Source organism: Pseudomonas sp. R1-1, assembly GCF_051132135.1.
Lineage (GTDB): Bacteria > Pseudomonadota > Gammaproteobacteria > Pseudomonadales > Pseudomonadaceae > Aquipseudomonas.
Genome location: NZ_CP071663.1, coordinates 1,704,236 through 1,726,321, shown reverse-complemented (window position 1 = coordinate 1,726,321; position 22,086 = coordinate 1,704,236). Strand labels below are relative to the sequence as shown.

At 61.4% G+C, this 22,086-nt stretch carries 17 protein-coding genes; 5 read left to right on the top strand and 12 right to left on the bottom strand.

Features of this window, described 5'->3' with window-relative positions; all coding sequences use genetic code 11:
* Positions 1-919 precede the first annotated feature (919 nt).
* On the bottom strand, positions 920-2,320 hold the full coding sequence (locus J3P75_RS07895) for a PLP-dependent aminotransferase family protein (RefSeq protein ID WP_434709851.1): 1,401 nt from the start codon (positions 2,318-2,320) through the stop codon (positions 920-922).
* A gap of 742 nt (positions 2,321-3,062) precedes the next feature.
* Entirely contained in the window at positions 3,063-3,824 is a 762-nt protein-coding gene (locus J3P75_RS07890) for an SDR family oxidoreductase (protein WP_093099361.1), read from the bottom strand.
* Positions 3,825-4,059: 235 nt separating this feature from the next.
* Here J3P75_RS07890 and J3P75_RS07885 point away from each other — a divergent pair, with 235 nt between their 5' ends.
* Complete coding sequence (locus J3P75_RS07885; protein WP_434709850.1) at positions 4,060-5,064, top strand: NADP-dependent oxidoreductase; 1,005 nt, start codon at positions 4,060-4,062, stop codon at positions 5,062-5,064.
* A gap of 123 nt (positions 5,065-5,187) precedes the next feature.
* On the opposite strand, the gene pyrF is transcribed toward J3P75_RS07885, so the two are convergent.
* Entirely contained in the window at positions 5,188-5,886 is a 699-nt protein-coding gene (gene pyrF / locus J3P75_RS07880) for an orotidine-5'-phosphate decarboxylase (RefSeq protein ID WP_175553485.1), read from the bottom strand.
* A 296-nt stretch (positions 5,887-6,182) separates the two neighbouring features.
* On the opposite strand from pyrF, the gene J3P75_RS07875 reads away from it, so the two are divergent.
* Together J3P75_RS07875 and J3P75_RS07870 are read left to right on the top strand one after the other, a co-directional pair.
* On the top strand, positions 6,183-6,932 hold the full coding sequence (locus tag J3P75_RS07875) for a response regulator (protein WP_434709849.1): 750 nt from the start codon (positions 6,183-6,185) through the stop codon (positions 6,930-6,932).
* Positions 6,932-7,984 (top strand): ATP-binding protein, encoded by a 1,053-nt coding sequence (locus J3P75_RS07870; protein WP_434709848.1) that lies wholly within the window; start codon positions 6,932-6,934, stop codon positions 7,982-7,984. Before J3P75_RS07875 ends, J3P75_RS07870 begins: the two co-directional genes overlap by 1 nt.
* Positions 7,985-8,661: 677 nt before the next feature.
* Here J3P75_RS07870 and J3P75_RS07865 read toward each other — a convergent pair.
* The 4 genes from J3P75_RS07865 to J3P75_RS07850 all read right to left on the bottom strand — a co-directional run bounded on the left by J3P75_RS07865 (position 8,662) and on the right by J3P75_RS07850 (position 12,361).
* Complete coding sequence (locus J3P75_RS07865; RefSeq protein ID WP_434709847.1) at positions 8,662-9,714, bottom strand: AI-2E family transporter; 1,053 nt, start codon at positions 9,712-9,714, stop codon at positions 8,662-8,664.
* Between the two features lie 67 nt (positions 9,715-9,781).
* Positions 9,782-10,588: a DUF4892 domain-containing protein gene (locus J3P75_RS07860; protein ID WP_434596305.1), complete on the bottom strand. Its 807-nt coding sequence runs from the start codon at positions 10,586-10,588 to the stop codon at positions 9,782-9,784.
* A 115-nt stretch (positions 10,589-10,703) separates the two neighbouring features.
* Entirely contained in the window at positions 10,704-11,558 is an 855-nt protein-coding gene (locus J3P75_RS07855; RefSeq protein WP_434709846.1) for an alpha/beta hydrolase, read from the bottom strand.
* Positions 11,555-12,361 (bottom strand): alpha/beta fold hydrolase, encoded by an 807-nt coding sequence (locus J3P75_RS07850; RefSeq protein WP_434709845.1) that lies wholly within the window; start codon positions 12,359-12,361, stop codon positions 11,555-11,557. The genes J3P75_RS07855 and J3P75_RS07850 overlap by 4 nt, the downstream gene beginning before the upstream one ends.
* 221 nt (positions 12,362-12,582) lie before the next feature.
* On the opposite strand from J3P75_RS07850, the gene J3P75_RS07845 reads away from it, so the two are divergent.
* Positions 12,583-15,573 carry an RHS repeat-associated core domain-containing protein gene (locus J3P75_RS07845; protein ID WP_434709844.1) on the top strand — a complete coding sequence of 997 codons (2,991 nt, stop codon included), beginning with the start codon at positions 12,583-12,585 and terminating at the stop codon, positions 15,571-15,573.
* A 1-nt stretch (position 15,574) separates the two neighbouring features.
* Here J3P75_RS07845 and J3P75_RS07840 read toward each other — a convergent pair whose 3' ends face one another.
* From J3P75_RS07840 to J3P75_RS07820, 5 genes are all read right to left on the bottom strand, one after another.
* On the bottom strand, positions 15,575-16,018 hold the full coding sequence (locus J3P75_RS07840) for a hotdog fold thioesterase (RefSeq protein ID WP_434596294.1): 444 nt from the start codon (positions 16,016-16,018) through the stop codon (positions 15,575-15,577).
* Between the two features lie 32 nt (positions 16,019-16,050).
* Positions 16,051-17,706: an AMP-binding protein gene (locus tag J3P75_RS07835; RefSeq protein WP_434709843.1), complete on the bottom strand. Its 1,656-nt coding sequence runs from the start codon at positions 17,704-17,706 to the stop codon at positions 16,051-16,053.
* A 207-nt stretch (positions 17,707-17,913) separates the two neighbouring features.
* Positions 17,914-18,366, bottom strand: a complete 453-nt coding sequence (gene sixA / locus J3P75_RS07830) for a phosphohistidine phosphatase SixA (protein ID WP_434709842.1) — start codon at positions 18,364-18,366, stop codon at positions 17,914-17,916.
* Positions 18,363-18,710: a DUF4389 domain-containing protein gene (locus J3P75_RS07825; RefSeq protein WP_434709841.1), complete on the bottom strand. Its 348-nt coding sequence runs from the start codon at positions 18,708-18,710 to the stop codon at positions 18,363-18,365. The genes sixA and J3P75_RS07825 overlap by 4 nt, the downstream gene beginning before the upstream one ends.
* A gap of 30 nt (positions 18,711-18,740) precedes the next feature.
* The gene (locus J3P75_RS07820; protein WP_434709840.1) at positions 18,741-19,766 is read right to left on the bottom strand and encodes an NAD(P)H-dependent glycerol-3-phosphate dehydrogenase; all 1,026 of its coding nucleotides are present in this window, start codon (positions 19,764-19,766) and stop codon (positions 18,741-18,743) included.
* A gap of 196 nt (positions 19,767-19,962) precedes the next feature.
* On the opposite strand from J3P75_RS07820, the gene J3P75_RS07815 reads away from it, so the two are divergent.
* Complete coding sequence (locus J3P75_RS07815) at positions 19,963-22,086, top strand: TonB-dependent receptor plug domain-containing protein (RefSeq protein ID WP_434709839.1); 2,124 nt, start codon at positions 19,963-19,965, stop codon at positions 22,084-22,086.

Sequence of the window (22,086 nt, the reverse complement as noted above, 5' to 3'; positions counted from 1 at the left end):
CGTAGACGGTTTTTTCCTGGTCGAGCAACCCAGTGTATTCAGCGAGCTTGTCGTTGAAACCGGCGATATGCCCGGACACTTCGTTGAGAACGGTGAGATAGCCCTCGTCCTTGACCTTGGTTTTCAGTTCTTCGGCCTGCGTCTGTGCTTGCGCCGCCTGTTCAATGTTGCCCTTGCCAGCGCTGTCGGCGTCGCCCTTGCGACTTTGATCGAGACGAACCCGGGCCTCGTTCATCGCCTGCAACATCAGACGCGCTACCTGGCTGACCTGACTGGCCTGTTCGATGAACTGGGCACCGTCCTTGCCCTCGGTGTCCTTCAAGGTATACGCGCCGTCGTCGGCCAGCCCGGCCTGCAGCACATCAAGGTTGTTGGCCACGCTGGATACAGACCAACTGGCCATTTCCAGCGCAAGGTCCTTGGCCTGGCTCAGCGATACGAACTCATCGAACGCCTTGCGATAGGCGCCCAGCGACTGCTCGACATCGTTCATCACTGGCACATTAGCCGGCGTGCGCGCCTTGAGCTCGTTAGCCAGGGCAAGCAGACCGTCCACGCCTTCGCGCAGGGCATCGGCCGTCTTCGGGTTGCCGTGCAAGGCATAATCCTGTTCGAGCAGGCGAACCTTGAGCAGACTGCTATTGAGCGAGGACATCTGTTTCAAGCCGTCGAAGCGCAGGCTGATGGTCTGCAGGGACCAGACGCCAATCGCCGCCACCAGTGCGGTCAAAAGCAACACCAGCACAAACCCGATCCCCAGTTTCTTCGCCATACCGAGGTTGGCGAAACGTCCTTGCATGGCCGAAATCATTGCGCGAGTCCCCTGCCATTGTCAGTAAAGCGAAGAGTCGCAACGGCCAACAACCAGCACAAGTCTCTGTCGCCGCAATAATGGCAAAAAGCTACAGCCGCGTCGTTTTCAGAACACTGGAGGTCGATCCGAACGGGTGTTGCGGAAAAACTGCCGAGCCCGTGGGTCGCAGGCATACGCTACGTTGATGCGATGCCAGTCTCCCGCTTCGCCACTGGGACTGAACGCATCCGCATCCGCCAGCATCACCCCACAGCGCTGGGCCTGGCCGCGAACCGAGCCCTGATCGGCCATCCGCGCACGCGTCCAGATGAACAACCCGCCCGCCGGTCGGCCGAACACCTCCCAGTCGGCGTCTTCCAGCGCCTGCAAAGCCGCGGCGCGATCAGCGTTCAAGCGCTGCCGCTGGCGCTGTACCAGCTTGCGGTAAGCACCACTGGCCAACAGCGTTGCCAGCACCGCCTCGGAAAACCGCGATACCCCAAGTCCACTGACCATTTTGACCTGGGCCAGGCGCCTGACCAGCTCACTGTCTGCGAGGACAAACCCGACCCGCAAGGAACTGCTCAGCGTTTTGGAAAAACTGCCCACATAAATCACTCGATTATCATCGTCCAGCGCAGCCAGGCGCGTACCGTGACCGGTGTGCAGGTCCGCGTAGACATCGTCCTCGATCAAGCGCAGATCATGAATCCTGCTCAGTTGCAGAATACGTTGCGCCACGCCCGGCGACAGGCAACTGCCGGTAGGATTGTGGTGATGACTGTTGATGAACATCGCCGCCGGCCGGAAGTGCTGCAGCAAAGCTTCCAGCGCATCGACATCCGGCCCGTGCGGCGTACGACGCACCTCCAGCATGCGCACGCCATGCAGGCGCAGCAGATCAAATAAAGGCGCATACCCCGGCGTCTCAACCACCACACAGTCACCGGCCTTGAATAACGTGCGCACGATCAGATCCAGCGCATGACTGGCGCCGCCGGTACTCAACAACTGCGCACTGCCGGCGTCGATATCCAGCCGCTTCAAGCGCCTGACAATCTGCTCACGCAACGCCGGCAGCCCCAGCGGCGTGCTGTAATTGAACAGACTGGCCATGTCCGTACGCGCCACCTCACGCAGCGCGTAACCGAGATCGTCCGGCTCACGCCAGCTCTGTGGCAAACCACCGCAACCCAACTTCAAGCCACCGCCGACATCGCAAACCGAATCGCACCCGCCATAGCGCCCGCCAAACAAGTCAGGATCAGTATCGACACCACGCATCAACGGCGAAGCAGCAACCACGAACCCGGTCCCCTGGGATGTGCTCAGAACACCCTGCGACACCAACCGCTCACATGCCTCGACAACACACGAATGACTCAGCAGATTGCCCCGGGCAATCTGCCGGGCAGAGGGCAAACGAGTGGCGGGTGGCACACCACTTTGCAGAATCCAATCCGTCAGCCCATCAACAATCTGCTGCACGACCGGCACCATTGCCTGTCGATCAATTCTCAATTCCATGAGCAAGCAAACTCCTGTCCGTTTTGCTGACCGCAGTAAATCACAGCCACGCCGCACAGCCTGTGCGACAACGCCGCCAAAAGCGACCGATCTAACGGCTTGATACACATTGTTTAAAGGGATACACGGAATTGAGCGGCATCAACGAAAAGCCAAAATCAAAAGCGCCCTCACCCTAGCCCTCTCCCGGAGGGAGAGGGGACTGACCGTGGGGGATGTGAGAGATAACGCCAACCTGCGATACCGAGTCGAACGCAAGCTTTGAATGGCCCACAAATCGGCCCTCTCTCCCTCGGGAGAGGACTGGGGTGAGGGGTGAATCCAACACAAACCCCAAGCCAACCACCCGCTTCTAACCACTCAACAATGAGCGTTAGCTCGAGTGCCTTTGATCTTGATCTTGCCTAACCAGCGACATCGGAAGGCTGAGTGGAGGGATTGATCCGGGCGTGGGAGCGCAGCGACCGTACGACGAAGTCGTACACAGCGGAAGTAGGTGCAGCGAAGCAAACCGTAGCCGCTGCGCCCGGATCGATCCCGCAGCGAAGGGACCCGAGCTTGCGAGGGCCGGACGCAGGAGCAAAGCCTTTTGGTTCCTTTTTGCTGGGCCGGCACTCCGGCGTCTGAAAAAGGGACTCGCCGTAAGGGCGAAACCGCCAGCCGCCCCCCCCCGAAGCAACGGATATTCACCCAAAACCCAAAGAGCACGGCCGGCCCATAGGCCGCCACGCCCACAAAAAAATCAGAACGCCGTAACCCCCCCATCCACTGCCAACGAATGCCCCGTAGTAAACGCCGCCCCATCACTGCACAGATACAACACCGCGCTGGCAATCTCCCCGACCGTACCAATGCGCCCCACCGGATGCATGGCATTGGCAAACTCGCCCTTCTTCGGATCCGCCTCATAAGCACGACGGAACATATCGGTATCGATCACCGCCGGACACACCGCGTTGACGCGGATTTTCTTCTTCGCATATTCGATCGCCGCTGACTTGGTCAGCCCGATCACCGCATGCTTGGAGGCCGCATAAATACTCATCTTCGGCGCCGCCCCCAACCCCGCCACCGACGCCGTATTGACGATCGCCCCGCCGCCCTGCGCCAGCAGCAACGGCAACTGATACTTCATGCACAGCCAGACGCCTTTGACGTTGACCCCCATGATCGCATCGAACTCATCCATCGAACCGTCAGCCAGTTTGCCCTTCTCGATCTCGATGCCGGCGTTGTTGAAGGCGTAATCGAGACGGCCGTAGGTATTGATGACTTCGTCCATCAGATTTTTCACGTCGCTCTCGACGGTGACGTCGCAACGCACGAAGGACGCTTCGCCACCGGCGGTACGAATCAGCGCCACCGTGCCCTCGCCGCCTGCCGCATCGAAGTCGGCGACCACTACTTTCAATCCTTCGGCGGCAAACGCCTGAGCGGTCGCGCGGCCGATGCCGTTGGCCGCTCCGGTAACGACAACGACTTGACCGGAAAACGTCATGCTCATGCGGGTGTCCTCGAACGCTTGGAATGCTGGATGGTTGGACCGCAGCATAGCCATCGCGCCCGGTCGCACGTCAGCACTATCCACACAGCGGTTATGCCCCCATGAACCGTAGTGATTAACCCATGGCACGAATTATCACCGTACTGGATCGAAGTGCATTCGCCGCGTCAGCCAACCTTGCGCCATCGCCGCCGAGGGTCTATCAACAAGGCTTCATTCCGTTCGAGTGCCTGTCATGACCAACCAGACCAATCGCCAGTTCCTGCTCGCCAAACGCCCGGTGGGTGCGGCCAGCCGCGAGACCTTTACCTATCAGGAAGTGCCGGTCGGCGAACCGGCTGAGGGGCAGATTCTGGTGAAGAACGAATACCTGTCCCTGGACCCGGCCATGCGCGGCTGGATGAACGAGGGCAAGTCCTACATCCCGCCGGTCGGTATCGGTGAAGTCATGCGCGCGCTGGGCGTGGGAAAAGTCATTGCTTCGAACAATCCGGGCTTTGCCGCCGGTGATTACGTCAACGGCGCCATCGGCGTGCAGGATTATTTCCTCGGCGAGCCCAGAGGTTTCTACAAGGTCGATCCGAAACTGGCTCCGCTGCCGGTGTATCTGTCCGCGCTGGGCATGACTGGCATGACCGCCTACTTCGCCCTGCTCGATGTCGGCGCGCCAAAGGCTGGCGACACCGTTGTGTTGTCCGGTGCGGCCGGCGCGGTGGGCAGCGTTGCCGGACAGATTGCCAAGCTCAAGGGTTGCCGCGTGGTTGGCATTGCCGGTGGCGCCGACAAGTGCAAATTCCTCATTGATGAGCTGGGCTTTGACGGGGCCATCGATTACAAGAGCGAAGACGTCATCGCCGGGCTCAAGCGCGAATGCCCGAAGGGCGTCGACGTGTATTTCGACAATGTCGGCGGTGACATCCTCGACGCGGTGCTGAGCCGCTTGAACATGAAAGCGCGCGTGGTGATCTGCGGCGCGATCAGCCAGTACAACAACAAAGAAGCAGTTAAAGGCCCGGCCAATTATCTGTCGCTGCTGGTCAATCGCGCGCGGATGGAAGGCTTTGTGGTGATGGACTACGCCGCGCAATACGCCAGCGCCGCGCAGGAAATGGCCGGGTGGATGGCCAAGGGAGAACTCAAAAGCAAGGAAGATATCGTCGAAGGCCTGGAGACCTTCCCGGAGACCTTGATGAAATTGTTCAACGGCGGGAATTTCGGCAAGTTGGTGTTGAAAGTCTAAAGCCACCCCAAAAACAATTGTAGGAGTGAGCCTGCTCGCGATAGCGGTCTGACAGTTACGTTTATTGTGACTGACACACCGCTATCGCGAGCAGGCTCACTCCTACAAGGGGATACGTGGGGTTCAGGCGATCTCGGCGACAACCGAAGCCAGCGCCTGCGCCGGATCGGCCGCCTGGCTGATCGGACGGCCAATCACCAAATAGTCGGAACCGGCATCCAGCGCCTGACGCGGGGTCAGAATGCGCCGCTGATCGTCCTGCGCGCTACCGGCCGGACGGATCCCCGGGGTCACCAGTTGCAACGACGGGTGTGCGGTTTTGAGCGCGGTGGCTTCCAGCGCCGAACAGACCAGACCGTCCATTCCGGCTTTCTCGGCCAGTGCCGCCAGACGCAGCACCTGTTCCTGCGGCTCGATGTCCAGACCGATGCCGGCCAGATCCTCGCGCTCCATGCTGGTCAGCACGGTCACGCCGATCAGCAATGGCTGCGGGCCGCTGCGCTTGTCCAGTTCTTCACGGCAGGCGGCCATCATGCGCAGGCCACCGGAGCAATGCACGTTGACCATCCACACGCCCATCTCTGCAGCGGCTTTCACGGCCATCGCGGTGGTGTTGGGAATGTCATGGAATTTCAGGTCGAGAAACACTTCGAAACCCTTGTCACGCAGGGTGCCGACGATTTCCGCGGCGCAACTGGTGAACAGTTCCTTGCCCACTTTGACCCGGCACAGCTTCGGGTCCAACTGGTCGGCCAGCTTCAGTGCGGCGTCACGGGTGGGGAAATCCAGGGCGACGATGATAGGAGTCTGGCAGGCGGACATGAATGGGCTCTCAGGCAGGTCGAAATCGGCGCGCATTGTAGCGGAACCGGCGGCAGCGCGGCACCCGATGATCGGTAAATCGTCGCGCCGACGCTGAACAGCATAGCCCTCGCTGCTATTGTGTCGACTTCGATACACAGCCGACATGCCGCCAACATGCACCCGCATTAGCCTCGCAGCCGCAACACGTCCTTACAACAGCACTTCCCGCCTCACGGCCGGACGCCTATGCTGAAAACCATCACCTCGCAGCCCATCTTTCGTGGTTGGCGGCCCACTGGCAGACGAACAGCCCCATGCACAACACCCAAACGCCCCTGACGGATGAGCCTAAAGACGACAAGCGCTGGAGCATTCGTGCTCTGATCGTTGACGACGACGTGCCGATCCGCGAGCTGATGATCGATTACCTCGCCCGCTTCAACATCCACGCCAGCGGTGTCACCGATGGTGCAACCATGCGCCAGGCGATGCAGGCCGAACATTTCGACGTCGTGGTGCTGGATCTCATGCTGCCGGGTGAAGACGGTTTGTCGCTGTGCCGCTGGCTACGCGCCGAATCGGACATCCCGATCCTGATGCTCACCGCTCGCTGCGAACCCACCGACCGCATCATCGGCCTCGAACTCGGCGCCGACGACTACATGGCCAAGCCGTTCGAGCCGCGCGAACTGGTGGCACGCATCCAGACGATTCTGCGCCGCGTGCGCGACGACCGCAGCGAACAGCGAGCCAATATCCGTTTCGATAACTGGCGCCTGAACAGCGTCATGCGCCAGTTGATTGCCGACAATGGCCTGGTGGTGCCGCTGTCCAACGCCGAGTTCCGCCTGCTCTGGGTATTTATCGAACGGCCGCGCCGGGTGCTCAGCCGCGAGCAATTGCTCGACGCTGCCCGCGGTCGCTCGATCGAAGCGTTCGACCGCAGTATCGATTTGCTGGTGTCGCGCCTGCGGCAAAAACTCGGCGACGACCCGAAAGCGCCACATCTGATCAAAACCGTGCGCGGTGAGGGATATCTGTTCGACGCACGGGACATCGGCTGATGCGGGCGCGCTTCGACACGCTGTTCGGACGCCTGTTTGGCGTGCTGTTCGTGGCGATCGTCCTCGCGCACCTGCTGGCGTTCACCTGGTTCCGCCTGTACGGCCCGCCCCCGCCTCCACCACCACCGCCGGAGTTTTCCCAAGGTGCCGAGGGACAACAGCCGCCGCCCGACCCGCGTTACCCGCACCGCCCACCGCGTCCATGGTTCGGTGGCCCGGTGGTGCCGCTGACCTTTCAGTTCATCACCTTGATGATCGCGGCATGGTACGGCGCCAAACTGCTCAGCCGCCCGATCCAGCGCCTGAGCGATGCCGCCGAACGCCTCAGCGAGGACCTCGACAGCCCGCCCCTCGACGAATCCGGCCCGCGCGAAGCGCGACAAGCAGCATCCACTTTCAACCTGATGCAACGGCGTATCCGCGAACAGGTCCAGCAACGCGCCCGCATGCTTGGCGCCGTGTCCCACGATTTGCGCACACCACTGTCACGACTGAAACTGCGCCTGGAAAACCTCAGCGACGAAAAGCTTCAGGGCCAGATGCGTCAGGATCTGGATGACATGATCGGCATGCTCGACGCCACCCTCACCTACCTGCACGAACAGCGCACCAGCGAAGCCGTGCAATTGATGGACGTGCAAGCGCTGGTCGAATCACTGTGCGAAAACGCCCAGGATCAGGGCGCCGACGTACAGGTCAGCGGCCATTGCGCCCCGCTGCCGGTACAGCCAATGGCACTGCGTTCATGCCTTAACAACCTGCTCGACAACGCCCTGCGTTACGCCGGACAAGCGCGCATCGAACTGCACGATCAACGCGAACAACTGCTTATTCGCGTAATCGACCACGGCCCAGGGATCGCTGAAGACCAGCGTGAAGCGGTTTTCGAACCCTTTTACCGACTGGAAGGCTCACGCAACCGCAACTCCGGCGGTGTCGGCCTGGGCATGACCATTGCTCGCGAAGCGGCACAGCGTTTGGGTGGACAGTTGAATCTGCAAGAAACCGCGGGGGGAGGCCTGACCGCCGTGATTCGCCTGCCGCGGACCTGATAAGCATCACGGTCCCTGCAAGAGAAAAACGCGTCGGTGGGCACGTAGCGGGATGTGACGACTTAAGTTGAGCCGGCTGTTGCGGTCAGCCAATGAAAAGCCCCTCACCCTAGCCCTCTCCCAGAGGGAGAGGGGACTGACCGTGGTGGATGCGAGGAATACGCCGACCTGGGATACCGAGTCGTACGCAATTTTCAAAGCCAAAGCAGATCGGCTCCCTCTCCTAGGGGAGACGGCTGGGCGGGCGGCGTTCCGATGAGGGGCCGCCACACCACAAACCCAAAGCCAACCACCCGCTCCTAACCACTCATTACAATGAGCGCCAGCTCGAGTGCTTTTGATCTTGCCTAACCAGCGACATCGGAAGGCTGAGCGGAGGGATTGATCCGGGCGTGGGAGCGCAGCGACCGTCTGGCGCAGCCAGACACAGCGGAAGGAGGTGCAGCGAAGCAAACCGTAGCCGCTGCGCCCGGATCGATCCCGCAGCGAAGGGACCCGAGCCTGCGAGGGCCGAACGCAGGAGCAAAGCCTTTTTGGGTACTTTTTCGGCGTCTGGAAAAAGTGCCTCGCCGTAAGGGCGAAACCGCCAGCCGCAACACCCAAAGCAACGGATATGCCCCCAAAACCCCAAGAGCCTGGTCGGCCCAGAGGCCGCCAAGGCCAAACGAAAAAACCACCTACCGCCGCTCCTCAACCCGCCCCTGACTCTTGCTCCAGTCCGTCAATAAACTATAAGCCACCGCCAACAACGTAGGCCCGATAAACAACCCGATAAACCCAAACGCAATCAACCCGCCAAACACCCCAAGTAACACAATCACCAGCGGTAAATTCCCGCCGCGACTGATCAGATACGGCTTGAGCACGTTGTCCACGCCACTGATGATGAATGTCCCCCAGATCCCCAGAAACACCGCCATCCCGTACTCACCCTTCCAGGCCAGCCAGGCCGTGGCCGGCACCCACACCAGCGGTGGCCCCATCGGAATCAGACTGAGCAGAAAAGTCACGATCCCCAGCACCAGCGCGCCCGGTACCCCGGCAATCAGAAATCCGATCAACGCCAGAACTGCCTGCGCCGCCGCCGTGCCAATCACCCCGTTGACCACCCGCTGCACCGTGCCCGCCACCAGCTCGATGTAATAACCGGCACGCTCACCGATCAAGCGCTCCAGCAGACTGTGCACGAACGCCGCCAATCGCGGCCCGTCACGGTAGAAAAAGAACACGAAGACAATACTCAACGTCAGCTCGAGAATACCGCCGCCAATCTGCGCACTGCGCGCCAGCAGCCAGTTACCGACCTGGCCCAGATAAGGCTTGATCGACGCCATCAGCGCCGCGCCCTGCTGATCGATGCTGTTCCACAACCCTACCAACCGCTCTCCCACAAACGGCACGGTACCGAGCCAGTCCGGCGCCTCCGGCAGCCCATCGACCTGTACATCCTTGATGAATGCCGTGGCATCGCGCACATGATCGGCAAGGTTGAAGCCCAGCCAGACCAACGGCGCCGCCACCAGCAGCATCCAGCCCAGGGTCAGAATGGCCGCGGCCAGCGACTCACGACCATTGAGCCAGCGCGTCAGCAGGCGCATCAGCGGCCAGCTGGCGAACGCCAGCACCGCGCCCCAGAACAGCGCCGACCAGAACGGCGCCATCACCCACAGGCTGGCGCCAAACAGCACCAGCAGAAGGATCTGCACCAGCAGGCGATCGTTATTGAGCATGTGAGATCTCGAAAAATTCAGTCAGGCAAAGAGTAGGCGAGCACGCCGTGCATGTTCGCCCGGTAGCTTATCGCAACAGGTCGATGCGCAGACCTTTACCTTCGACAGTGCCGGTTTCCATGCGCGCCGCTCGCACTCCCTGACTGATCAGCGCCTGACGCCACGCCTCAGCCTTGGGCCCGGACAGCGTTACGCGCAACGTGGTGTCGAGATTGAGGCCACGGGAGATCAGCCGTAGCCAGGTGTCATCCGGGGCATCGACGCGGTCGGGAAAATCCAGCTCGCCGGTGCTTTTGAGTTGGCGCAGCAGGGTCGCCGAGGTCGGCAGCAACTCACCTAATGGCGCCAGCGCCTCGAACTGCTCGACATGCAGATAGGCTTTGCGATTGCCGCGAGTGATGCTGTACAGCGCCACCAGTGTGTTGTCCCGCGGTGCGGCCAGGCGCAACAGCAGATACGCCTGCTGCTCGTCGGCGCCATACAGTTTGGCGTTGCCGAATACCTCGTTGGCCCACAGGCTGCTTTCACCGCAGTCACGCGCCTGGCACCAGAACAGCAACTCGGCGTCCTGTTTCTGCAGGGCCTTGCGCGCCTCGGTGAAGGCTTCAGTGGCGGAATGTTCGGGCGGCAACTCGTAGGTGACCGCCGTGGTCTGGCCGCGTGCCGTGACCTGGCCGTCGAAGCGCAACTGGCCGCTGATCTTGCGGATCGAGCCCAGCGGGTAGATCCGCTCAAGCTCGACTGGCGGGCGATAGTCGACGATCTGCGCGTCGGCCAGACGCGGCACGATCGGCAAATCCTGACTGCCCGGCACGTCGGCGGCGAACGAAACGGTGCTGAAACAGCACAGTGCCCACAGGCTTATTGAGCGCATCGTCAGGCTCATCGGATCGGCATGACTAGGTGATTCGAGGTCGCAGCGGTGTAGAAATCCATTGTTGTCGTCTCCCGTTTCAACCCGACCAGCCTCGACAGTTGCCCGCTGCAAGTCAAGGCATGGCGAAGAAGCGATTGAAACAGTCTGCGACAAGATCCGCGCCGGCCTCGTCGTTGAGGTGCAAATGGTGCCCGCCCGCCAACTGTTCCCGGCCAAAGGGCAGACGCTCCAGCAACTCGGGATGTTTGGCCAGCATGCCCTCGGCCGCCACGACCAGTTGCGTCGGACAAGCGATGCGCGCAACGAAAGCCAGCGCCTGTTCCTGGGTCAGGCGTAATGGCGAGGGCAAGGTCAGGCGGTTGTCGGTGCGCCAGGTGTAACCACCGGGTACCGGCATCAGACCGCGCTGGGCCAGCAGCTCGGCCGCTTCCCGACTTACTGCTACCAGCCCTTTCATGCGCGCTTCGATGGCGCGGTCGAGGGTTGGATAGACTGGCTTGCGCTTGTCACGCAGATCCAGTTGCGCTTGCAGGGCCATGCCCATGCGTTCGGCAGCGTTTTCGCCTTTATCTGTAGGAGGAATCACGCCGTCGATCAGCGCCAGATGGCTGATGCGCTCCGGTAATGAGCCGGCCAACACCAGCGAGACGATTGCGCCCATCGAATGCCCGAGCAGGCCGAAACGCTTCCAGCCCAGTTGCTCGGCGACCTGCAGCACATCGTGGGCGTAATCCCACAGCGCATAGCCGGCACCGTGCGGCCGGTGCCCGGAGTGACCGTGCCCGGCCATGTCCAGCGCGATGATGCGCAACCCTTTGAGCCTGGGTGCCAGACGCGCAAAGCTGTTGGCGTTGTCGAGCCAGCCATGCAGGGCGATAACCGGCAAGCCGTCTTCGGGGCCGAACAAATGCGCGGCCAACTCGATATGCGGCAGGCTCAGGCGCACTTCTTCGAAAAGCGGGCTCATGCGCAGTCCTTGTCCTGACGGCTTTGCCAGCGGCTGAACAGCGTCTTCAACAAGCGCGCCGTATCCTGCGGGCGTTCGAGCGGGAACATGTGCCCGCCGGGCATGCTCAGCGCCTCGCCCTGGGCCAGGCGCGAAACGAAGCGGGTGTGATGACGCATCACCACGCGGCTCTTGTGCCCGCGCACCACCGCCAGCGGCACCTGCAAATGTCGCGTATGAGCGGGACTGGTGTGCGGCACGCCGCGATAGATGCTGATTTCGGTGGCCGGATCGAAACGCAGGCGCAATTTGTCGCCGACCTTGTGCAATCCGTGGTGCAGGTAGGCGTCGAAGCATTCGGGGTCGAAACCGCGAAACAGCGTCTTGCCGGCAAAATAACTGCGCGCGCTGTCGAGGTCGGCGAACTCTTCGCGCCGGCCCAATGTGCGTCCGGCCGGCGTCAAGCGGTCGATAAAACCAAAACGCTTGGCCGCACGGATCACCCATTGATCGGCGCGGGTCAGCACCGGCGAATCGAGCATCACCACGCCGCGATACAACTCGGGGCAACGCAGCGCCGCGTGCAGGTGCAGCACGCCGCCAAACGAATGACCGACACCCCACACCGGCTGATCCTGCTGCTGCAAATGGTGGATCAATTCGTCGACGAGGTTGTACCAGTTGTCGTCTGCGGGAAAACGCGGGTCATGGGCATGCTGCTCCAGATGCGCAACCCGGTATTCGGGCGCCAGCGCCGCGAACAACTTGCCATAGGTGCCCGAAGGAAAACCGTTGGCGTGGGTGAAAAAGATCGGTTGCGACATGCTGGGCAAATCCAATGGGCGGAAAACATGCCGATGATTGTCCTCAAGACTGCGCCTTGCGGCAATGACCGTAACGGCCACGAATGATGACAGGCATGTCACAGCCATACCCCATCGACCGCCATGAACACGTGCCTGTCAACTGTCAGCTCTGTCAGTTGACAGCGGTGGCGCCCGGACAGATAAGAGACGGGTTACCACTGACATGATCGCCGGCCCTTATGACCCATGCTCATACCCCCGCCGTTCAGGCGTTCGACCCGCGCGGACTGGTATTGCGCGGCGTGGCGTACCACCGGCGGGACAGCGTTTCAGCACCTGAACGATATATCACGCAACACGTGTATGACGGCGCCGGTCGCCCAGCATTCAGTCGCGACCCGAGACTGTTCACCGAGAACAAGCCCGCCAACCAAAGCAATGTGTACAGTTTGTCGAACGCGACGCTTTTGAGCGACAACACCGATGCAGGCTGGCGCCTGAGTCTATACGCCGAAGACGGGGCCATGCTCGATGGCTGGGATCAGAAGCGCAACCACCTGCGCACCCGTTACGATAGCCTGCGACGCCCCGGCGCTTTGTACGAACAGGGCGAGGATGAGCCTGAGCAGTGCACGGAACGCTTCACCTACTTCCCAGGCACAGCCGAAGATCCGAACAATCGTTGCGGCCGCCTGATTCGTCATGACGATACGGCGGGCTCTTTACAGACCGAGGTTTTCACGATGAGCGGCCTGCCCGTTTATCTGCATCGCACCTTCAAAGCCGACCCCGATTGGGCAGTGGATTGGCCGGAAGTTGAAGCCGATCGCGAGTTGTATCTGGAGGATCTCCCCGCCACGACCCGCTTGGGCTATAACGCAATGGGCGAATTGATTGCCCAGACCGATGCCATAGGCAACTGCCAGATTCTGGTGCAGGACCGCGCCGGCCAATTGGAAGAAACCCGCCTGATGCTGGCCTCCGAATCCGCCAGTCAGGCGCTGGTTGGCGACATCCGCTACAACGCGTTCGGCCATGTGGAAAGCCAGCGCGCCGGCAATGGCGTAGTTTCCATTGCGACCTTCAGCCTTGAGGACGGCCGCCTGCACCGTCTGGTCAGCCGGACCAGTGAAGGCTCCGTCGTGCAGGATCTGACCTATGACCATGACGCAGTCGGCAATATCACCTGCCTCATCGATGGCTCCGTGAGGGTTGGGCATCATCGCAACCAGCGGACCGAAGCGATCTGTCGCTACCGCTACGACAGTCTGTCGCGGTTGATCGAAGCCACCGGGCGACAGATTCGCAATGCCCCCGGCGGGCCGCTTCTGCCACCATTCGTATCACCCGCCGACCCGCAGCAACTGGAAAATTACACGCGCACCTACACCTATGATGCGGCCGCGAACCTGGTGTTGATGGAGCACCGTGCCGCCAGTGGCAGTCGCACCGAACGCACGGTTGTGGCTGGTTCGAGCAATCGCAGCCTGGCGGAAAAATCCCTCGGCCAGTTGCCCGACGAGCAGGACATCGCCGCGGCTTATGATGCCAATGGCAATCGCCTGACATTGCAGGACGGCCAGACACTGCACTGGAATCGACGCAACCAATTGCATCAGGCGAACCTGGTAACCCGCACAGGTTCCGCAGACGATGAAACCGATGACATCGAGCGCTACGTGTATGACAGCAGCGGCCAACGCCAGCGCAAGATTCGGCGAATGCACACCGGATCGCTGCAACGAATCGATGAGACCCGTTATTTACCGGGTCTGGAGATTCGCAGCACTGCGGAACAGACCGTCCATGTCATCTCCATCAAGGCTGGTCGTGCGACAGTGCAAGTGCTGCATTTCGCAACCGCCAGTACGCACGGTATGCCGCAGGATCAGCAGCGCTACAGCTTCAGCGATCATTTGAATTCGAGCACACTGGAGCTCGATGCACAGGCTCGGCTCATCTCGCAGGAAAGCTATTACCCCTTCGGTTCAACTTGCTGGTGGGCCGGGCGCAGTCTGGTGGAGGCGAACTACAAAACCCTGCGTTATTCAGGCAAGGAACGTGATGCCACCGGATTGTATTACTACGGTTTTCGCTACTACGCGCCGTGGCTTCAGCGCTGGCCCAATGCCGACCCGCTTGGCGTGCAGGACGGCTTGAACCTGTTCGCCATGGTCCACGGCAACCCGATCGGGCATGTGGATTTGCAGGGTCTGGTCACGGTCAGGGAAGGCACTGGCGCAGCGCTCGCCACTTTTGCCCGGGATGGACTCAGTGCCCTGGCCGGCGGCGCGGCTCGATACTTCGCCGACCAAGGTATGCGGCAATGGGCCTCGGAGGATGCGGATGCTGCGCCCGATCCCGGCGTCAATCTGGGTGTAACTATCGCGGGCAGCGTCGTCGGCGCGTTCGTCGGTGGTGCAATGGGCGCCGGCGCGGGCAGCCGCATTGCAAGCAGCCGCAATCAGAGCCGTGCCGTACAGACCCTGACAGCAGGAATTTTTGCCCTTGCCGGTGCTGCTGCAGGCGCGGCGGCCCCTCTTTATGCTTATCTGGCCGACAGACAAGCCTTGAATGTCACTGCCATCAGCATTCTTGCCAGTGTGCCCGGGAACATGCTCAGGGAGGCGGGCCAACGCGCAATCGCCCAGATCGGCCCCAATGTCACGCTGGCTCCATCTGGCACTGCCGCCGCCCTGCGCATGGTGCCGTATACGGCATTGCTTTTCGCGGGTGGCACAGCTAGAACGGCAATGGCAGCTGGCGCGGGAGTCGCCGTCAGTGCTGCCGTGGAAGGGCTCAATGGTGTGTCCATTACTGCGATCCACTCAGGGTGGGGCGGACAATACACGCGCCAAAACGATTCGCCGTCGATCCCTGACGTCAGAGAATGGCTGTTCAGCGCAACGACGCGCACCGCCGGGGCAATGCTGACGGCCTCACTGACATCGCTAACCGCCTTCTACACAAATCTTGCCGACGATCCAGTTCGCACAGGGGTCGTCGCGAGCCTCGGTGCATTCGGGGAGGCACGGATCTACCTCGGCCAACATGTCCAGCTCGGAATATACGAGCTACTGGGTTGGGCCGATGACGGCGACTTCACCCTCGATCAATACACCGCCGCCAACAGTGTGTGGCGAAGTTCCACGCCTGACAGCTACCACCCGCAGATGCGCAGCGAGATCGATCTGCCGATGAACGTACTGGGACGACGAAACAGTGTGTAAATCACTGTGAAGGCGGCGTCTGCCCCAACGGCACCACCGCCATCGTCAGACGCGACACACAACTGGCCTTGCCCTCATCGCTGGTCAGGCGGATGTCCCAGACATGCGTGGTGCGACCAATATGGATCGGCCTGGCCACCGCCGTCACCCGGCCACTGCGCAAGCCGCGCAAGTGGTTGGCGTTGATCTCAAGCCCCACGCAATAGAATTTGCTCGCATCGATGCACAGATAACTGGCCATCGAACCGACGGTCTCCGCCAGCACCACCGAGGCGCCGCCGTGCAGCAAGCCGTACGGCTGATGGGTGCGATGGTCGATGACCATGCTCGCCGTCAGCGAGTCGTCATCGAACGCCTCGAAACGAATGTCGAGCAGTTCGCCAATGGTGTTTTTCTGAATCGCGTTCAACTGCTCGATATTCGGAGTGGTACGCCACACGCTCATCGCAGACTTCCTTTTGTTGTTCTGGTCGTCGCTCAATCCTGCCACAGCACCGCCTCGTTGCGCTCGCTCCATTCTTCGAAGCGGCTGCCATAGGTGTCTTCGATGACATTGCGCTTGATCTTCAGGGTTGGCGTGAGGAAGCCGTTTTCCACCGCCCAACTGTCTTTGACCACCACCAGTCGGCGCAGGCGTTCATGCTTGTCGAGGGCGGCGTTGACCTCTTCCAGCAGCTTTTCCAGACTCGAATGCAGACTCGCCCGCCCCTCTCCCTGATTGACGGTCGACAACACACACAAACCCAACGGCGCGCTCAATCCGTCACCGACGACACAGACCTGCTCGATGCGCGAATGCACTGCCAGACGATTTTCGATCGGCGCAGGAGCAACATATTTGCCCTTGCTGGTCTTGAAGATTTCCTTCAGTCGCCCGGTCAGGCGCAGGCGCCCTTCGCCGTCCTGTTCGCCCTTGTCACCGGTGCGCAGGAACCCGTCCTCGGTGATGGTTTCGGCGGTTTTCTGCGGCTCCTTGAAATAGCCGAGCATGGTCGCCTGACTGCGCACCTGCACTTCGCCCGATTCATCGATGCGCACCTCGACCTGCGGGCACGGCTTGCCGATCCAGCCCTGCCGGTATTGCCCCGGCAGGCAAATGTGCGAATAGCCGCAGCCCTCGGTCATGCCGTACACCTCCAGCACGTCGAGGCCGAGTTTCTGGTACCAGGCGAGCAAGGTCTGCGGCACCGGCGCGGCGCCGGACAACGCCACGCGCAGGGCATCCAGCCCCAGCCCGGCGAGGACTTTGTGACCGACGCGCTTGCCGATAAACGGCAGACCAAGAAGAAAATCCAGACGTTTTGCCGGGATCTTGCTGTACACGCCCATCTGGAACTTGGTCCAGATCCGCGGCACGCCGAACATCGCGGTCGGCCGTGCGCGCTTCAGATCGGTGATAAAGGTCTCGAGGCTCTCGGCAAAGAACACGGTCTGCCCGGTATAAATCGACGCCAGCTCGACGAACATGCGCTCGGCGACGTGGCACAGCGGCAGGTACGACAGCAGCCGGTCGTTCTCGTTGAGCCCGAACAATTGCGTGCCATGCGTGGTGGCGAAACCGAGATTGGCGAAACTGTGCATCACACCTTTTGGCAGGCCAGTGGTGCCGGAGGTGTAGATGATCGTCGCCAGTTGCTCGGCGGGCGGGCGCGGGTCGTCCTGGATCGGTGAGCTTTGTTGCAGATCGGCCCAACTGAAATCGAATTCGCCGGGCGGATGCAGCGCCAGGCTGATGGTCGGCAGACCGGCCGGTATGCCCTTGGACATGCCCGGCCAGTCATCGAGCTTGCCGATAAACGCCAGCACGCTTTTGGAGTGCGTCAGCACCTGCGCCACGGAATCGGCGGTGAGATTGGGATATAACGGCACCGAGACGTGCCCGGCCATCCAGATGGCCAGATCGGCGATGATCCAGTGCGCGCAGTTTTTCGAGATCAGGGCGATGTGGCTGCCAGGTGGCAGTTCGCGCAAGCGCAGCCAGTGCGCGGCGCAGCGGGCCTGATGGCCGACATCGGCCCAGGTCAGGGTCTCGACCTGCCCGCCGCCGATCGGCTGCACCAGAAAGCGCTGGCGCGGGTGCCGGGCTTCCCGTTCGTAGAACACGTCCAGCGGCAAACGGAAGGCGGCAGACATGCGACTCGCTCCTGTTTTTTGGTCTGGAGCAAGCGTAGTCAACCAAGCAAGTGCTTGGTTGGATTTTTCAAACAAATAATTTCAGATGGATGCGCTGACCTGTAGGAGTGAGCCTGCTCGCGATAGCGGTGTGTCATTCATATCAGCGGTGACTGACACACCGCTATCGCGAGCAGGCTCACTCCTACAGGGGTCGGTGTTCACAGCTTAAGGGTGTTTCAGGCTGTTGAGGGTCATCGAACCGATCACCAGCTCGGGGCTTTCCAGCTCGGCCAGACCCGCTGTGCTGACCCGCTCCGGCATATGCCCGGCGCCATGCTGCAAATAGCTGAGCAGGTTACCCACCAGCGGGTTGTGGCTGACCAGCAAGACATTGCTGACCGAGACCAGTTGTTCGGCGACCTTGTCCGGATCGGACTCCGGCGTCAGCCACTCGACCGTGCGAATCTCCGGCTCGAATCCCAGCGCCTGGCGCACGATCTGCGCGGTTTGCTGCGCACGCAGATAGGGGCTGGCATAAATCGCCGTCAGCGGCTGGCCGATCAAATGCGCGGCGCTATTCAAGACTTCCTTGCGACCGTGTTCGGTCAGCTCGCGCTCGGAGTCGATTTTCGAGCCATGAGGCACCGCCTCACCGTGACGCAATACCCAGAGTTTCATAGCTTGGGTTCCTCATCTCGAACCGGATGCGCGGCTGGCGCCACGGTGTGCGGCGCTTCGCCTTCCGGGGTGCGCGGCGCCGGCCAGTCGGCGAACGGCCAGGGCTTCTGGTCGCTGTGGAACGTGCCGAAACGGCCGATCTGCGCGAGAAACTGGCTCAGGCTGTCGCCGAAATTCATCAGGCTCGCGCTCGGTGCGCCGTAGATCAAACGGTAGATCAGTTGCACCAGGACCACGGCGCCGAGGATGAACTGCGCCACTTGCCAGACCAGCAGGTAAACGATCATCCACAACACCCTCAGGAGGATGGATTCGTACTGGGCTTCGGTTTTCGGATCGTGCATGGCTTGCTTCCTGTGCGTGTAACAGCTGAGTCAGTTGAAACCGCTGGTGGATATAAAGTCGACGTCGGTTTTCGGCTCGGCGCGCATCAGTAGACCGATCACCTGCTCCAGCGTGCGGCCTTCGAACAGGATTGCGTGAAGCCCGGCGACCAGCGGCATATAGACGCCGACTTCCTGCGACTTGGCCTTGAGCACTTTCAGGGTGTTGACCCCTTCGGCGACTTCACCCAGACGCGACACCGCTTCATCCAGACTCAAGCCCTGACCAAGGGCAAAGCCGACCTGATAGTTGCGGCTCTTGGGTGACGAACAGGTGACGATCAGATCGCCGACCCCGGCAAGACCGAGGAACGTCATTGGGTTGGCACCCTGATTCACCGCAAATCGAGTCATTTCCGCCAACGCGCGGGTAATCAGCATGCTCTTGGTGTTTTCGCCCATTTCCAGGGCCACGGCCATGCCGGCAATGATCGCGTAAACGTTTTTCAACGCCCCGCCCAGTTCGACGCCGAACCGGTCGGCGCTCGCATACACGCGAAAAGTCCGGCCGTGCAGTGCAGCCTGCACCGCTTTGCACAGTTCTTCGTCTTCGCTGGCGACCACCGTGGCGGTCAGCGCATGTTCGGCGATTTCCCGTGCCAGGTTCGGCCCGGACAACACGCCGATGCGCGCTTGCGGCGCGATCTCTTCGAGAATCTGGCTCATCAGCTTGAAGGTCTGCGCTTCGATGCCTTTGGTCAGGCTGACCAGCATCTTGCCGCTCAACCGCTCGGCGTGGGCGGCAAGTACCGTGCGCAGCGCACTGGACGGCAGCGCGACAAAGCACAGATCACAGGCGTCGAGGGTTGCCTGCAGGTCGGTAACCGCGGTCACCCCCGGAAGAATCTTGATGCCTTTGAGGTAACGCGGGTTTTCGCGATTGACCCTGATGGCTTCGGCCTGCGCGGGGTCACGCATCCACTGCCGGACTTGATGGCCGTTTTCGGCCAGCAGATTGGCCACGGCGGTACCAAAACTTCCGCCTCCCAGGACCGCAATCGGGCGCTGTTCAGTCATATGCAATCCGTTAATCCATACCAGTGGCGATGGCGGCATTATACGGGGCGACCCGGTCGCGGCCAGCCCCAGCAACAATTACCGACACTTGTAGGAAGAAGATCAATAAAACCTAGGAAAATGCCTGCAACGTAACTGGAAAAGTCGCTGCCCTCGGTTAACATGCGCGCCAATTCTTTGCTTTCAAGGCTGTGTCGTGTCCGCCGCTTCTCTTCCTTCGCGTTCATCCCTGTTGCTGGCGTTGCTGATCTGCCCGGCCGCGCAGGCGGATGACCTGTTCGTCGACAGCGAAGCACTGCCGCAAGTGCTGACGGCCACACGCCTGAAACAAACGCCGGCGGAAGTGCCCGGCAGCATGACCGTACTCGATAACGAATTGATCAACGCCAGCGGCGCCCGCGACATCAGCGAACTGCTGCGCCTGGTGCCGGGCATGATGGTCGGCAACATCAGTGGCAATCAGGCCGCGGTCAACTATCACGGGACCAACGCCAGCGAAGCACGGCGCATGCAAGTACTGATCGATGGCCGTTCGGTGTACCGCGCCGGGCTGGCGACGGTGGACTGGAGCGACATTCCGGTGGCCATGGAAGACATCGAGCGCGTCGAAGTCTTTCGTGGCCCGAACACCGTCAGCTATGGCGCCAATGCGCTGATGGCGGTGGTCAACATCATTACCCGCCACCCGGCAGACAGCCACGGCACCCGGCTGAAGTACACCCGTGGCCAGCGCGGTATCAGTGACTTTTATGCCAGCCAGGGCAGCAGCTGGAATGGCGGCGATCTGCGCCTTTCGTTGTCCGGTCAGGAAGATGATGGCTTCGACAGCGATCGCAGCGGCGCAGATTACCGCGACAGCCGCCGCTTGAATCGCCTGAGCCTCGCCGTCAGTCATACCCTCAGCGATGATCAAAGCCTCGACTGGCAGATCAACGCCAAGGACGGCACCAATCAAAGGCCTTACACCTACCAACCGGTGTTCTCGGGGATTACCGCCGCCGGGAACAATTCCGACGTGGTGGCCAAGGATTACGCCGGCTCGGTGCGCTGGAACCTCGACATCAACCCGCAGCACAGCCTGTATGTCCAGGGCTCGGCGCAACACTGGGACCGTCAGCAGACCTGGCGCGCCTGCGATGCCGAGGTATCGTTCAGCCCCGAGCTGACGCAACTGTGGCAACTCAATCCCAATTACACCGAGCGGCTGGCGCGCAACATCACTCGCTTCACCGGACCCGGCGCGGCACCCGGCACAGCGCAGGAAATGGCCTTGGGCAATCAGGTGCTCGACCAATGGCGCAACGGCGCGAGCCGAACCCTGTGCGGTGACATCGACCAGAGCGCACGGGAATCGCGCTATGACCTTGAACTGCAAGACACCCTCAGCCTGTCCGACAGCCTGCGCCTGGTCAGCGGCCTGAACTACCGTTACGACCGCGCCGACTCCGAAACCTACTTCAACGGCACGCTCGACGACACCACCTGGCGCGCGTTCGGCCAACTGGAATGGCGCGCGACCGAGCACTGGCTGTTGCAGGGCGGCGCGATGTTCGAAGACACCCGGTTGATCGGCAATTCGCTGACCCCGCGCTTCGCCGTGAATTACCTGATCAACCCGCGCCACAGTCTGCGCGCGGTGTACTCGGAGGCGATCCGCTCGCCGGACATGTTCGAGAACAATGTCAACTGGAGCTATCAGGTCAGCAACCTGCGGCCCTCGGCTTACGGTCAATCCTCGGCACGCTACTTTGTCAAAACCCGTGGCCCGGGCGATCTCGATCAGGAGCACATGCGCTCGCGAGAGCTGGGCTACAACGGCTATTTCGCCGAACTTGGCCTGGCGCTCGACGTGAAGCTGTTCTACGACGAGATCACCGGGATGATCAGCGAGCCGCTGCGCAACAACCAATACATCGCCAGCAATGCCAACAGCTCACGATTTCGCGGCACCGAGACTCAGCTCGACTGGCGCGTGAGCCGCGCCGACCGGTTGCGCTTCACCTACGCCTTCGTCGATGCCGAGGCGAGCAATCCACTCGATCAGCAATTCACCTCGCGCAACAGCGGCTCGGCCGGCTGGCTGCGCGATTGGGGCCACGGCTGGAACAGCGCCCTCTTCTATTACGGCGACAACGCACTCAACGGCTACCGCTTCGAGCGAGTCGACACGCGCATTGCCAAACGCATTGCACTGGGCAAGGCGCAGTTGCAGCTCGCCGGCGTGTTGCAGCAGCGCCTCGATCATGAACCGAACACCTTCGTCGACAATAACTACGACGAGCGCCGGGTCATGTATGTCAGCGCCGAGCTGGAGTTCTAG

Coding starts and splice junctions, on each gene's coding strand:
- J3P75_RS07825 (WP_434709841.1), bottom strand. CDS start 18,710: ATGCACGATCCGAAAACCGAAGCCCAGTACGAATCCATCCTCCTGAGG.
- J3P75_RS07835 (WP_434709843.1), bottom strand. CDS start 17,706: ATGTCTGCCGCCTTCCGTTTGCCGCTGGACGTGTTCTACGAACGGGAA.
- J3P75_RS07885 (WP_434709850.1), top strand. CDS start 4,060: ATGACCAACCAGACCAATCGCCAGTTCCTGCTCGCCAAACGCCCGGTG.
- J3P75_RS07845 (WP_434709844.1), top strand. CDS start 12,583: ATGACCCATGCTCATACCCCCGCCGTTCAGGCGTTCGACCCGCGCGGA.
- J3P75_RS07860 (WP_434596305.1), bottom strand. CDS start 10,588: ATGCGCTCAATAAGCCTGTGGGCACTGTGCTGTTTCAGCACCGTTTCG.
- J3P75_RS07840 (WP_434596294.1), bottom strand. CDS start 16,018: ATGAGCGTGTGGCGTACCACTCCGAATATCGAGCAGTTGAACGCGATT.
- J3P75_RS07890 (WP_093099361.1), bottom strand. CDS start 3,824: ATGAGCATGACGTTTTCCGGTCAAGTCGTTGTCGTTACCGGAGCGGCC.
- J3P75_RS07865 (WP_434709847.1), bottom strand. CDS start 9,714: ATGCTCAATAACGATCGCCTGCTGGTGCAGATCCTTCTGCTGGTGCTG.
- J3P75_RS07820 (WP_434709840.1), bottom strand. CDS start 19,766: ATGACTGAACAGCGCCCGATTGCGGTCCTGGGAGGCGGAAGTTTTGGT.
- J3P75_RS07850 (WP_434709845.1), bottom strand. CDS start 12,361: ATGTCGCAACCGATCTTTTTCACCCACGCCAACGGTTTTCCTTCGGGC.
- J3P75_RS07895 (WP_434709851.1), bottom strand. CDS start 2,320: ATGGAATTGAGAATTGATCGACAGGCAATGGTGCCGGTCGTGCAGCAG.
- J3P75_RS07875 (WP_434709849.1), top strand. CDS start 6,183: ATGCACAACACCCAAACGCCCCTGACGGATGAGCCTAAAGACGACAAG.
- J3P75_RS07870 (WP_434709848.1), top strand. CDS start 6,932: ATGCGGGCGCGCTTCGACACGCTGTTCGGACGCCTGTTTGGCGTGCTG.
- J3P75_RS07855 (WP_434709846.1), bottom strand. CDS start 11,558: ATGAGCCCGCTTTTCGAAGAAGTGCGCCTGAGCCTGCCGCATATCGAG.
- sixA (WP_434709842.1), bottom strand. CDS start 18,366: ATGAAACTCTGGGTATTGCGTCACGGTGAGGCGGTGCCTCATGGCTCG.
- pyrF (WP_175553485.1), bottom strand. CDS start 5,886: ATGTCCGCCTGCCAGACTCCTATCATCGTCGCCCTGGATTTCCCCACC.